Origin of the sequence: Phaeobacter sp. S60 (assembly GCF_000826845.1) — a bacterium.
Classification (GTDB): domain Bacteria; phylum Pseudomonadota; class Alphaproteobacteria; order Rhodobacterales; family Rhodobacteraceae; genus Phaeobacter; species Phaeobacter piscinae.
On sequence record NZ_JSWJ01000010.1, the window covers coordinates 36,635 to 49,980 of the forward strand.

General features: G+C 58.6%; 11 protein-coding genes. 8 read left to right on the forward strand and 3 right to left on the reverse strand.

Annotated features, from left to right (window positions below; genetic code table 11):
• Positions 1 to 2 precede the first annotated feature (2 nt).
• The 8 genes from OO25_RS09650 (at position 3) to OO25_RS09680 (ending at position 8,835) form a co-directional block, all read left to right on the forward strand.
• On the forward strand, positions 3 to 251 hold the full coding sequence (locus OO25_RS09650; protein ID WP_040179857.1) for a plasmid stabilization protein: 249 nt from the start codon (positions 3 to 5) through the stop codon (positions 249 to 251).
• A 3-nt stretch (positions 252 to 254) separates the two neighbouring features.
• The gene (locus OO25_RS09655) at positions 255 to 677 is read left to right on the forward strand and encodes a type II toxin-antitoxin system VapC family toxin (protein WP_040179858.1); all 423 of its coding nucleotides are present in this window, start codon (positions 255 to 257) and stop codon (positions 675 to 677) included.
• On the forward strand, positions 674 to 3,400 hold the full coding sequence (locus OO25_RS09660; RefSeq protein ID WP_040179859.1) for a DNA methyltransferase: 2,727 nt from the start codon (positions 674 to 676) through the stop codon (positions 3,398 to 3,400). Before OO25_RS09655 ends, OO25_RS09660 begins: the two co-directional genes overlap by 4 nt.
• On the forward strand, positions 3,397 to 3,813 hold the full coding sequence (locus OO25_RS09665; RefSeq protein WP_040179860.1) for a hypothetical protein: 417 nt from the start codon (positions 3,397 to 3,399) through the stop codon (positions 3,811 to 3,813). The genes OO25_RS09660 and OO25_RS09665 overlap by 4 nt, the downstream gene beginning before the upstream one ends.
• Complete coding sequence (locus tag OO25_RS22945) at positions 3,810 to 3,959, forward strand: hypothetical protein (protein WP_175304817.1); 150 nt, start codon at positions 3,810 to 3,812, stop codon at positions 3,957 to 3,959. The genes OO25_RS09665 and OO25_RS22945 overlap by 4 nt, the downstream gene beginning before the upstream one ends.
• A complete protein-coding gene (locus tag OO25_RS09670) occupies positions 3,956 to 5,428 on the forward strand; it encodes an ATP-binding protein (RefSeq protein ID WP_082035320.1) in 1,473 nt (490 codons plus the stop codon). The genes OO25_RS22945 and OO25_RS09670 overlap by 4 nt, the downstream gene beginning before the upstream one ends.
• A 175-nt stretch (positions 5,429 to 5,603) precedes the next feature.
• Positions 5,604 to 7,652: a pseudomurein-binding repeat-containing protein gene (locus OO25_RS09675; protein ID WP_040179861.1), complete on the forward strand. Its 2,049-nt coding sequence runs from the start codon at positions 5,604 to 5,606 to the stop codon at positions 7,650 to 7,652.
• Positions 7,645 to 8,835 carry a GIY-YIG nuclease family protein gene (locus OO25_RS09680; protein WP_040179862.1) on the forward strand — a complete coding sequence of 397 codons (1,191 nt, stop codon included), beginning with the start codon at positions 7,645 to 7,647 and terminating at the stop codon, positions 8,833 to 8,835. The genes OO25_RS09675 and OO25_RS09680 overlap by 8 nt, the downstream gene beginning before the upstream one ends.
• A 58-nt stretch (positions 8,836 to 8,893) precedes the next feature.
• Here the strand turns inward: OO25_RS09680 and OO25_RS09685 are convergent, their stop codons facing one another.
• Genes OO25_RS09685 through OO25_RS22770 form a run of 3 tightly spaced genes read right to left on the reverse strand, consistent with a single transcriptional unit; the run spans position 8,894 to position 13,253 of the window.
• A complete protein-coding gene (locus OO25_RS09685; RefSeq protein WP_052465646.1) occupies positions 8,894 to 10,825 on the reverse strand; it encodes a type IV secretory system conjugative DNA transfer family protein in 1,932 nt (643 codons plus the stop codon).
• A gap of 12 nt (positions 10,826 to 10,837) precedes the next feature.
• Positions 10,838 to 12,712, reverse strand: coding sequence for a relaxase/mobilization nuclease domain-containing protein (locus OO25_RS09690; protein ID WP_040179863.1), 1,875 nt, complete (start codon positions 12,710 to 12,712; stop codon positions 10,838 to 10,840).
• Positions 12,705 to 13,253: a helix-turn-helix domain-containing protein gene (locus tag OO25_RS22770; protein WP_040179864.1), complete on the reverse strand. Its 549-nt coding sequence runs from the start codon at positions 13,251 to 13,253 to the stop codon at positions 12,705 to 12,707. Before OO25_RS22770 ends, OO25_RS09690 begins: the two co-directional genes overlap by 8 nt.
• Positions 13,254 to 13,346: the final 93 nt, after the last annotated feature.

The window sequence follows — 13,346 nt, forward strand, 5'->3', positions numbered from 1 at the left end:
TCATGGCAAGCATTACCATCCGAAACCTTGACGATGATGTTAAGCGGCGCCTTCGCATCCGTGCGGCCGAGCATGGCCGTTCGATGGAAGAGGAAGCGCGCGAGATACTGCGCCATGTCGTGGGCAAAGCGAAGCCCACCCACGATCTTGCAGCAGCGATCCGTGCGCGGGTCGCACCCCTCGGCGGTGTGGATCTGGACCTTCCGCAGCGAGAGGTCATGCGTGAACCGCCCGCATTCGACCGGGCCTGACGCGTGATCATCCTCGACACGAATGTCATCTCCGAGCTCTTACGCCCAGCCCCGGAACCGAAGGTCGAACAATGGCTGTCCGCCCGGGACGGGTTGTCCATCTACCTGACCTCGATATCGGAGGCGGAACTGCGCTACGGCCTCGCGATCATGGGAAATGGCAAGCGTCGCGCAGCGCTGGTTGAGGCAGTGGATCGTATCCTGCGTGAGGATCTCGCTGGTCGCATTCTGCCCTTCGACAGTGACGCGGCTCAGTCCTATGCCACCATCGTCGCTGCACGCCGTGCCGCCGGGCGACCGATCGCCCAGGCCGATTGCCAGATTGCATCAATTGCCCACACCCGCGGGGCTACCGTCGCCACCCGCAACACGCCTGATTTCGAAGGCTGCGAAATCGACCTGATCAACCCTTGGACAGCCACATGAACGCCGTTGAAATCGAACAAGCCGTTTCCGAACTTGCCGAGCAGCCTTTTGAGGCGGCCGAGTTCCCCTATGCCTTCCTCATGGCCTTCGGAAACAAGGACACCACCATCAAGCGGCTTCGCACCGGCGCGTCGAACAAGTCCGACATCAGCGGCGTCCTGCAGACCAATAACATCCACCTTACGACCTGCGCGCCGGGCGAAATCGCGGCAAAGCTTAGCGCGCTGCGCAATAGCCCCGCCACCACCCGCGCCAAGGCGAAGTTCATCCTCGCCACCGATGGCATCGACCTCGAGGCCGAGGACATCACCACTGGCGAAACCATCGCCTGTCGTTACACCGATTTCCCCGATCACTTCGGCTTCTTCCTGCCGCTCGCTGGCATCTCCACCGTCAAACAGATCCGCGAAAGCGCCTTCGACATCCGCGCGACCAGCCGCCTCAACCGGCTCTATGTCGAGCTGATCAAGGACAACCCCGACTGGGGCAGCGCGGAAAAACGCCATGACATGAACCACTTTATGGCGCGGCTCATCTTCTGCTTCTTCGCCGAAGATACCGACATTTTCGTCAGCGACAATCTGTTCACCGCCACCATCGACCAGATGGCCAACCGCGACGGGTCGAACACCCATCAGATCATCGGCGAGATTTTCCGCGCGATGAACACGCCCATCGCCAAACGCGTCGAGGTCAAGCTGTCCCGTTGGGCCGACACCTTCCCCTATGTGAACGGCGGGTTGTTCTCGGGCAGCACAGATGTGCCGCGCTTTTCCAAGATAGCGCAGCGGTATCTGTCCCATATCGGCAGCCTCGACTGGACGCAGATCAACCCCGACATTTTTGGGTCGATGATCCAGGCCGTCGCGGATGAAGAGGAACGCTCGGTACTTGGCATGCACTATACCTCGGTACCGAACATCCTGAAGGTGCTGAACCCGCTCTTCCTCGATGACCTGCGCGCCGAGCTGGAGGCGGCGGGCGACAACGCGCGCAAGCTGGCCAATCTGCGCGCACGCATGGCCAAGATCCGCGTCTTTGATCCCGCCTGCGGGTCGGGCAACTTCCTTGTCATCGCCTACAAGGAAATGCGCGCGCTGGAGTATAAGATCAACAAACGGCGCGGCGAGCCGCAGCGGCGCACCGACATTCCCCTGACCAACTATCGCGGGATTGAGCTGCGGGATTTTTCGGCCGAGATCGCGCGGCTGGCGCTGATCATCGCGGAATACCAATGCGACGTGACCTATCGCGGCCAGAAAGAGGCGCTGGCTGAATTCCTGCCGCTGGACGCGCAGAACTGGATCACCTGCGGCAACGCCCTGCGGCTGGATTGGCTGTCGGTCTGCCCGCCCACGGGGACGGGGGTGAAGTTTCAGGCCGACGACCTGTTCATGTCCCCGCTGGATCAAGCGCAGATCGACTTCGCGAACGAGGGGGGCGAGACCTATATCTGCGGGAACCCGCCGTACCTTGGAGGCAAAGGTCAGACAACTGAACAAAAAGCTGAACTGACTGCTGTATTTGACACTAAAGGGAAAATCGGCGAGTTGGATTATGTTTCAGGCTGGATAATTAAAGCAGTGAAATTTATCAATATCCAGCCTTGCAAAGCAGCCTTTGTTACAACCAATTCTCTAAATCAAGGAGCACAAGTCCATCAACTTTGGCCCATCGTTTTCTCAAAAGGAGTCGAGATAGGTTTTGCTCATAAGAGCATAAGATGGAGTAATAATGCAACAAACAACGCTGCGGTGATCTGTTCGATTCTCGGCCTTCAACAAAGATCAAACTTGCCAAAAACTCTCTTCGAGAATGATTTGGCTCAACGTGTAGAGAGTATCGGGCCTTATCTGATACCAAATACTGAGCAAGTGGTGATGCAATCTCTGACCTCAATTTCAGGGCTTACACCAATGTTGACAGGAAATAGCCCATATGATGGCGGGAACCTCATTATTGACAAGGCAGGGCGCGCAAAACTCATCAATGCTTATCCGGAAGCCCGTAGATTCATAAAAAAGATATATGGCTCTAAGGATTATATCAGTGGAGAGCAAAGATACTGCATTTGGGTGGCGGATACTGATGTAGTTGAAGCCGCAAAAATACCAGAACTTAAGAAGAGATTTGACGCCGTTTCCGCAGTGCGACAGATGGGCGGTCAAGTTGCAAAAACCCTCTCTAAGCGCCCACACAAGTTTCGATACACCCACACAGCGAACGAAAGAGTAATTATCGTTCCGCGCGTATCTTCGGAAAACAGGCCCTACATTCCATTTGGGCTTCTTTCATCTGATACAATAGTGTCTGATTCAGCACAGGCGATATATGATGCGCCAATTTGGCACTTAGCAATCCTTCTGAGCCAACTACATATGGCGTGGATCAAGGTTTTGGCTGGGCGCCTTAAGACGGACATTAGATATTCGTCTGCTATCTGCTACAACACTTTCCCCGTCCCGAAACTGACCGAAAAAAACCGCGCCAACCTGACATCGGCGGCGGAGGACATCCTTTTGGCCCGCGAGTCGCATTTCCCCGCCACCATCGCCGACCTCTACGACCCTGAAAAAATGCCCGCCAACCTCCGCGCCGCCCATGACCACAACGACGAGGTGCTGGAACGCATTTACATCGGCCGCCGCTTCCGCAACGACACTGAACGGCTGGAAAGGCTGTTCGATATGTATACGAAGATGACGACGAAGGTGAGCGCATGAAGCTCCAGCGCGTCGCCTATGCCGATTTAAACTCGCGGCAGAAAGAGAACTACAACTTCCAGAAGGTCGCCGGGCGACTGGCCGATTTCGGCTTTAACAGCATCCGCCTGACCGATGACTGGCAGGGCGCGGATTTCATCGCCGTGCATTTCGATGGTGAGACTTTCCTGAAGGTTCAACTCAAGGGGCGGCTCGTCATCAATCGGAAATACACGGGCAAGGGCATTCACATCGCCTTTCTTCATGACGGCGATTTATATCTCTATGATCACGATGCCCTCGTCGGCTTCATGGAAGCAAACGACAAGATTGGCGCGAATAGCGTGACCTGGCACCAGAAGGGCTTTCGCAGTTGGCCGAGTCCACCCACCTGGGCCATCAGCTATTTGAACGAGTACAGGATTTCGCAATGACCAAAGGTGCCCCCTCCGTCTCCGTCAAATACGCCGCGAACGGCAGCTCGACCACTTGGAACGAGCAGGGTATGCACGCGACTGAGGAACACACCTATGAGAAGAGCAGGTCGGTCGTGATGGGTCAGAAAGTGAACACACGATGACGCTTGACCCAGTGATGAGCGCGGAACGCACCCGCAAACTGGTGGACGATCTACGCGCTAAACCAGCGGAAACCACCTGGATCGAGTTCAAGGAGAACAATGCCGACGGACCGTTGATCGGCAAGCTGATCTCGGCCTTGTCCAACGCCGCACGTCTCGCCGATCAGCATTTCGCCTATGTGGTCTGGGGGGTGCGAGACCGTGATCATGCGGCTGTCGGCACGGTTTTTGAGCCTACGGCGAAGAAGGAAAAGGGGCAGCCGCTGGAATTGTGGATTGCGAACCACCTATCGCCAAGCATCGAGTTCCGTTTCGAAGAGGTCGATCACGATGGGGGGGGCCTGATCTTGCTGACCATCCCTGCCGCCGCAACCGCCCCGGTAGAATTCGACCGCACAGCCTATTTACGCATCGGCAGCGCCACGCCGCGCCTGTCCGACCATCCGGAACGCCTGCGCGCCCTCTGGGCCAAGTTGCAACCCTACGCTTGGGAGACAGGGGTAGCGGCGCAGTTCCTGACTGGCGACGACGTTCTTGAGCGGCTGAATTACGCCAACTACTTCGACCTCACGAGCCAGCCCTTGCCAGATAACAGGCAGGGGATCTTCGACAAGCTATTGGCGGATCGCCTGATCCAGAAAGATGTAAGCGACCGTTGGAACATCACCAATCTGGGTGCAATCCTATATGCCAAAAAACTTGCCGATTTCGGCCCCTCTGTGGAGCGTAAAGGCGTCCGCTTCGTGGCCTATGCCGGTACCGGACGTGCCGATGACGTCAGTCACCGCCAAGATGGCCAGCGCGGCTATGCAGCGGGATTTCAGGGGCTGGTGGATTACATCGACGGCCTTCTGCCTCGCAACGAGCTGATCGGAAAAGCATTCCGCGAGGAGCGTCCGCTTTATCCGTCGATAGCGATCCGCGAATTGATTGCCAACGCATTGATCCACCAGGACATGACGATCACCGGCGCAGGACCACTCATCGAGTTGTTCAGTGATCGAATGGAGATCACGAATCCAGGTGCCCCCTTAGTTAGCCCCGACCGGTTTTTGGACTCACCGCCGCGTTCACGAAATGAAGCCCTTGCGTCGTTGATGCGGCGCATGAAACTTTGCGAAGAACAAGGCACCGGCATCGACAAGGTGATCTCGGCGGTTGAGCTCCACCAGTTGCCCCCACCGGATTTTCGTATGGAGGGTGACGCTGTGCGTGTGGTTCTGTTTGCACCACGCCGCTTTGCGGACATGACACCGGAAGAAGCCGTGCGAGCGTGTTACCAACACGCCGCGCTCAAATACGTAGGCGGTCAGAAGATGACGAACGCGACACTTCGTGAGCGGCTTGGCATCGACGACCAGAACGCTGCGCAGGCGTCACGGGTTATTCGCGCAACGCTGGATGCTGATCTGATCCGTCCAGCTGATGCTGAACGCCCTCGTGCTGGCTATGTCCCCTCATGGGCGTGACAGGGACAACATTTGATCGGGTTTTGATTGTGCGTATGTGGGCTGGAGGGCATAAATTGGAAAATACATATAAATCATACCGTTACGATAGACAGGGTGCGGTATGGCTACTTGATCGGGTTTTGATTGCCTGCCGAAAAGCGAATGATTCCGCGCCCCTCAGAAGGAAAGCATCATGACAAAGCAGGTTCCTTCCGTCTCTGTCAATTACGCTGCCAATGGAAGCTCGACGAAATCGAACGAGCTTGGCATGCGCGAAATGCAAGAGGGTGCCTATGAGAAGCGGGGCGAGCAATACCTGCTGATCAAGTCGCCGCCGGCATCTGGCAAAAGCCGCGCGCTCATGTTCATCGCACTCGACAAGCTGCACAATCAAGGCCTGCGTCAGGCCATCGTCGTGGTGCCTGAAAAATCCATCGGGTCCAGCTTCAACGACGAGCCGCTGAGCAAGTACGGCTTCTGGGCAGACTGGACCGTGCAACCGCAATGGAACCTGTGCAACGCTCCCGGCGGGGATGATGGCAAAGTGGGCGCTGTCGGCAAGTTCCTGGCGAGCGACGACAAAGTTCTGGTCTGCACCCATGCGACCTTCCGCTTCGCCGTGGACAAGTTCGGGATTGAAGCGTTTGACGATCGGCTCATCGCGGTAGACGAATTTCACCACGTCTCTGCCAACCCTGATAACAAGCTGGGCACGCATCTGGGCGCCCTTGTCGCGCGCGACAAGGTGCATCTGGTTGCGATGACTGGGTCCTATTTCCGCGGCGATGCCGAAGCCGTTCTGTCGCCCGAAGATGAGGCGAAGTTCGATACTTTCACCTATACCTACTATCAGCAGTTGAACGGCTATAAATACCTGAAAACGCTAGATATCGGCTATTTTTTCTATTCCGGATCCTATGCGGACGACATCCTCAAGGTGCTGGACCCGGCCGAGAAGACGATCCTGCACATCCCAAATGTGAACTCGCGCGAGAGTACCAAGGACAAACATCGCGAAGTCGAGCATATCATTGACGCCCTGGGCGATTGGCAGGGAGCGGATCCCATCACAGGCTTTCAGCTGGTCAGGGCGCCCGAGGGACGTGTCCTGCGCATCGCCGATCTGGTGGACGACGAGTCGTCCAAGCGTGACAAGGTTTCCACCGCGTTGAAAGACCCCGCGCAGAAGAACAACCGCGACCATGTCGACATCATCATCGCCCTCGGGATGGCGAAAGAGGGGTTCGACTGGATCTGGTGTGAGCATGCCCTGACGGTCGGCTATCGCGCCAGCCTGACGGAAATCGTGCAGATCATTGGCCGTGCCACTCGTGACGCCGAGGGAAAGACCCGTGCGCGGTTCACCAACCTGATCGCGGAGCCGGACGCGGCAGCCGAGGCCGTGACCGAGGCGGTAAACGATACGCTGAAGGCGATCGCCGCGAGCCTTTTGATGGAGCAGGTGCTGGCTCCGCGTTTCAACTTCACGCCCAAGACCCCCAAAAGTGGCCCTGTCGAAGGGTTTGAGTATGGAGAAGGCGGTTATGATCCCGCCAAGGAAAACGTCGGTTTCAACGAGGCCAGCGGGCAGTTCCAGATCGAGATCAAGGGGCTGGCCCCGCCTAAGAGCAAGGAAGCCAAGCGCATCTGCCAAGAAGACCTGAACGAGGTGATCACCGCCTTCGTCCAGGACAAGACCACGATCGAACGGGGCCTATTCGACGAAGAGCTGGTGCCGGAGGAACTGACGCAGGTCCGTATGGGCAAGATCGTCGGCGCCAGGTTCCCGGAGCTGGATGCCGAAGATCAGGAAGCAGTTCGCCAACATGCAGTCGCCGCACTGAATCTGACCCAGAAGGCGAAAGAGATCGCGCTGTCGAGCCGCGATGACACAGAAACAAACGGCAATACCGCCTTGATCGACGGTGTGCGGAAATTCGCAATGGACGTGCGAGAGCTCGATATCGACCTGATCGATCGCATCAATCCGTTCGGCGAAGCCTATTCGATCTTGGCCAAAACGATGAGCGAAGAAAGCCTTCGGCAGGTTCAGGCTGTAATCTCAGCGAAGAAAGTGCAGCTGTCACCGGATGAGGCGCGCGATCTTGCGAAGCGAGCCGTCAAGTTCAAGCAAGAGCGAGGCCGCCTGCCGTCGATTACATCGCCGGACCCCTGGGAAAAGAAAATGGCCGAAGGCGTGGCTTATCTCGCGCGCATGAAACAGGAGGCTGCCAATGGCTAAGGGTTTCACCGACGAAGACGACGCCCTTCTTGCTGAGCTCGGCGTCGAGGTCGAGGTCAAGAAGCAGCTCAGCCGCACACCACGCGAAGAGCGCATCATCGCAGGCTTCGAGGAAATCCTGCGATTCGCAGAGGAGCATGGTCGGCCTCCCCAGCACGGGGAGGACCGCGATATCTTCGAACGCCTCTACGCGGTGCGTCTTGACCAGATCCGTCAATTGCAGGAGTGTCGCGACCTCCTGGCCCCACTGGACGAGCAGGGACTCCTCGCAGGCTCCCCTACGCACTTAGAGTCGGAATCCGATGACCTCGATGACGATGCCCTTCTCGCCGAACTGGGCGTGGAGGTCGCTAAATCACCACTCACGGAATTAAAGCATGTCCGGTCGACGGCCGAGAAAAAGGCGGCAGATGAAGTCGCAAACCGCGAGAAATGCGAGGATTTTGCGACGTTCAAACCCTTGTTCGAGCAGGTCCAGAAAGAGCTGGGTAGCGGCTTGCGCGAAACCCGCCCATTCGAGATGAAGGCCGAGATCGAGAAGGGACGCTTCTTCATCGTCAGCGGTCAGATAGCCTATGTCGCCGACAAGGGCGAGACCATCACCAACGAGCAAGGTCGCACGGACGCGCGTCTGCGGGTGATTTTCGACAACGGAACCGAGAGCAACATGCTGATGCGCTCGCTTCAGCGCGCCTTGAACAAGGACGACGCCGGACGCCGGATCACAGACCCATCGGCAGGGCCACTTTTTTCGGATCAGACAATCGATGGCGATGAGGCGAGCGGGACGATTTATGTGCTTCGCAGCAAATCCGATCATCCACTTGTCGCCGAAAATCGAGACCTCGTACACAAGATCGGCGTCACCAATATGAGCGTTGAAAAGCGGATCGCTGGCGCGCATCTGCAGCCAACGTTTCTCATGGCGAATGTGGAGGTGGTTGCAGCTTATGAACTATACAACATCAACCGGACAAAGCTGGAGAACCTGATCCATCGCATTTTCGAACCCGCACGACTCGAGATCGAAATCATGGATCGCTTCGGTCGACCCGTGATTCCGAGGGAGTGGTTCCTCGTGCCAATATTCGCGATCAAGGATGCGGTCGAACGGATCAAGGACGGGACGATTTCGGGCTATGTCTATGACCCGAAACAGGCGCGATTGGTATCTGTCTCGTAGCTGGCGCATAGCAATTGCTCCGAGCGAGGTAACAGCACAGCCACGTTCGATTTCTAGATCATCCCCTCGCCTTTGCTTCCGAAAGCCGCGTCCGACTACCTGATCGTGTTTTCTTTGGCTGTGCCCTAGCGGCCTCTGCGTATCCCTGTAGTGCTCCTGTATAGGTCTGGACCGCAGTCTCGAATTCCTTGTCGCCCATGGAGATCGCCGCGGGTGCTGCGGGTTCTGGTTGCTCGAGGGTGATTTTCTTCGGCCTGCTCGAGTTTGGCGCAGCAGCAGGAGGATAGGGCAAGGCATGCCCCTGCCGTGCTTTGTCGATCTCCTCAAAATGTCGGTCCGCATAGTAACGGATGTGATCCGCCTTGATGGGATATTGCCCCTCGGGCAGGACAAGGACCTTGTCGAGCGGGAAACGCAGCAATTCAGCGGGGGATACCAGCGCCCGTTCTTCCGAGCGACGGCTGATATTTGCGCTTTCCGAGAGTTTGCGCACGGTTGCCTGTGATCTGGTCTTGCCCACGATCGTGCGCTTGCCGAGGGCTGCGGACAGCACGTCGGCGGTGCGATCATCCTGGGGGGTCATGTAAATTTGTACACCAGCACCGGCCTGCAGTGCGCGGCGGTCGGTTTCGCCGTAGATGCCCTCAAGACCGGGGATCGACTGCGAAATAATAAAGAGCCGCCCGCCATAGGAGCGGATCGTCTTGATGCTTTGCAAGACCAGGGGTTGTTTGCCCAGCTGGTCGAATTCATCCATCAGGAACATGACGGGATGCGGCTCGTCCGGTCCCGGATGCGCGCGCTGCAAACATGCGATGGCATCGGCGAACAGGAGCCGGATCAGGGGGGCAAGTGTTTTCAGGTGCTCCGGCTGCACGACAATATAGAGCGACTGTGGTTCTCGTCGGAACGTCCCGAAATCGAAATCGCTTGCCTGTGTCGCCCGGTCCACCGCCGGATCGAGCCAAAGCTCCAATCCGGCCCCGCGGATCACACTGACATAGGAATCGAGAATCTTGTCCACTTCGTCGGCCATGCTCAGGAAAATCTCTGACACCACCGAGTTCGCAGTCTGCATCGCGGCCCGTTTGTAGAATTCCTTTTTATTGCCGCCGCCGGTCATGATCCGCAGCGCCTCACCGATCGTCGGTTTTCCGGTCTCGATGGCATAGAGGCAAGACGCCACGAACAGGCTGCGTCCGGCCTGGAAAAAGCTCTGCGCGTTCACGCTTTCGACGATGAGGAACAAGTCCGCCATGGTGTTGACGGCTGTGTATTGCTGCTCGGGGCTGGGCAGATCGGCAATGCGCTGGAGAGGATTGAACCGGTGCGTGCGGGTCAGGACAGGCCCGTTCTTGCCTTCGGGCTGAACGTAGTCATAGGGCGAAAAGTACCAGACCTGATTGTTCAGCGCCTTTTGGCGGTGGATGGATGTCTTCTCGAAATTCTCGCCCTTGACGTCGAGGATCACGGCACTGCCCTGGAAGTGCAAAAGGTTCGGTAAAACGAAGCCTACCCCTTTGCCCCGGCCCGTTGGCGCGATCATCATTGCGTGTGGGAAGCGATCTGGCGTGGCCGACACGAAAGGCGCACGGGACGCAGGTGACCCGAGCTTGCCGAACAGAAAGCCGTTCTGGGAAAGAGACGCAGACATACGGTTGCGGCGGAGCTCGGGACGCGACTGGAAATGCGCATCATCATAATCGGTGAGCGACCCGCGATGAACGGATGTCGCTCCTGTCGCCGCCAGAAGCAGGGCAGGAAGTGCCGTGATGAGCCACGCAGTATGTTCCACCGCAGGGTTTGCCTTGACCCGTGGATCAGACAGATTGAGCAGCCAAAGTTCGAAAATATCGAACCCACCCAGGTCTTCGCCAAATCGCGCCATCAGATAGAGCGTGGCGATCGCGGCACCGATCCAGGTGCCAATACCGAGACCGAGCAGGATGGCGATTGGATACCGCCAACGGCTTTCCATTGAATGCAGCATGTTTTGAATCCTCTAGAGGCCGTAATCGCCACTGGTATCGTCCCGGTCGCGCCCCCGCTCCTCGGCGCGCTCGAAAGCCTCGATCCGGGTCCGGTAGGTGGCGGCTGGTTCGCTGTCGCGCCCGGTAATGTCATCACCCGCATCCACTGCGGCGATGGCCTTTAGCTCCGAGAACACGGCTTGTCGCAGACCGGGGTCTTCGATGCGGTCCATGAGCGGATCGATCCGGCCAGCGGCCAGCTGATCCATATCCCCGTCGCGCAGGTCTTGCCGCACGTCGGAGATCAGCTTGTCCAGCGTGGCGATGTCGGCAAGGCGACTGCCCTGCCCCGCGTCAAGAATATCCTGACGCGCCAGATCCGCCAAAAGATCACGATCCATGTGCAGCCCCGCAAAAACATCACGCGCGCGCGCCTGCTGGTCGCGTTCGAGCCCAAGCCAGTCCGAGCGCTCCTGGGCGTCCACTGGGCGTGAGGCTTCGAGTTGCGCCTCGCTGCGATGGGGTGCGGTGAAACGGGCAGCGACTTCTTCGATGCTGCTGCCCGCCTCCTCGAATCGTGCCTCCATCGGTGCCAGAACGCGCGCCAATTCCGCTCTGAAACGACCCAGTGCAGCATCGGCCTCAGCGACGAGCGGATTGCCCTCCTCTGCTGCCCGTGCGGCCAGCCCCGCAATCCCCTGAACTCTGTAGGGATCGCGCTCGGGCGACACCGATGAAGAATGATCCGCAAGAAAGTCGCGGCCCAGAAGCCTGCCCATTTCGCGGGCCTGCCCCGCAAAGAGCTGTTCCAGTTCGACCTTTTCGGCACCGGGAGCCATGTCCTGAATGGCGCTCCACGCGGTGTCGGCTTCCGCTTGCAATGTCTCGCGGGCGGCGATCAGACGACCGATCACATCCGCTCCGGCAGCGGGGATATCAACCCCTTCGGCAAACCCTTCTTTCACCGGCATTCCTTTCATCAAGTTGGTGGCGGCAAGCTCTGCGCCCTCCGCGATGCGCCCCATCCATCCATCCGGAGGGGTGTCGGCCTCCAGGCCCATCCCCGCAAGTTGCGCCAGCTGCCGATACCCCTCGGCGTGTCTGCGTATCTCGGCCTCTCGCAGAGCGCGGCATTCAGGATCCAGCGGGGCAACCACTGGCTCCCGTCCCTCCTTGCGGGCCGCCTGCAAATCAGTGTCCCGCGGGGCGTTTTCCATGATGCCGCGCGACAGACGGGAAGAGGCGTTCAGTACCAGCCCGTGCTCGCCCGCGATCTGCGCATGCAGCTCGCGCATCATGTCATAGCTGATCTCGGAATGGCGGCTGATCGAGAGGAACTTGCCGTCCTCCATCCCGACCTTGTCGACAAGAACATGGGCATGCACATGGTCTGTGTTGCAATGGAGGGCCGCCACATACCGATATCGATCCCGGTAATCCCCGCCGAACACCTCTTGCGCCCATTCGCGCGAGATGGCTTCCGCCAATTCCGCCTCGGTTCCCTTGGGAAAAGACAGGATGATGTGATCGGTATGACCCCGTTTCGGCGCCCCGCACCAGGAAGCACTCCAATCGGCAATGACATTTTCCATGCCACGCTCGCCAAAGACGCGATCGATGCCGATCTGGTTCGACCAGGCTGCGACCCGCGCCTCGTCGCGCAGAATGTATTTCATCTGTCGGCGTAACTCTTTTGGCGAATGACACCCGCCCGTGCCGACCCGCTTCACCACGCTTTGCGGCACCCGCAGCGCGTTCCAGGACATTACCGCAACTGCCCCGCCGGACGTGCCACGCCGACGGCCCGACGATACGCGCGCTTCGCCTGCCATGGCTGCAGACCGCCGCCCCACATGAGGCAGAATCTCGCCCAATACCGCCTGCTGGAGGGTGCGTGTTTCAGCCATCGTGCTGCCCCTCCCCAACGTCCCGAAAATCGGACACCCGGACGAAGGACCCGCGCAGCGAGGCCGCGCGCAAAGCCTGCACGGCCCGGGCAACCTCTTCGGCCCGATCCGCAAGCCGACCGACCATTGCCGCGTCGCGCGCGTTCCACCGCAGCTTGCCCGCATGGGCAAGCTTCAGCATCTGGACAAGATTGCGCGCCAAGGCATTGAGCTGATTGGCCGACGCCTTGAGCGCCGTGACCTCGTCCCGGCGAAACGCGACAATGCCGGATGAGAGACGGATCATGTGCCGGAGCAAACCCGACGTGGTCATGCCAGTCTCAGCCACAAGCGCCTCGAATGCTTCGGCCTCACGGGCGGACACCCGAACCTGCAGCACGCGGCCCTTTGTGGTTCGATCCGTCACCACACCGCGCGCCCGCACGCGGGCGACAGTGGGTCGGGAGCAGCCAACACGCACGGCGATCTCCCCATCGCCAAGCCCTTGAGCGGCAAGCCGGAGAACCTCCTGTCGGGCTATGGTGGAGAGGCGTTTCGACATGGGCGGCAAGATTTATCATTAGATAGTTTTTGTAGACACGAAAACTCTAATGAGTCGCCGTACAAGTTTTGTCATACACAATACCGTTCCTGT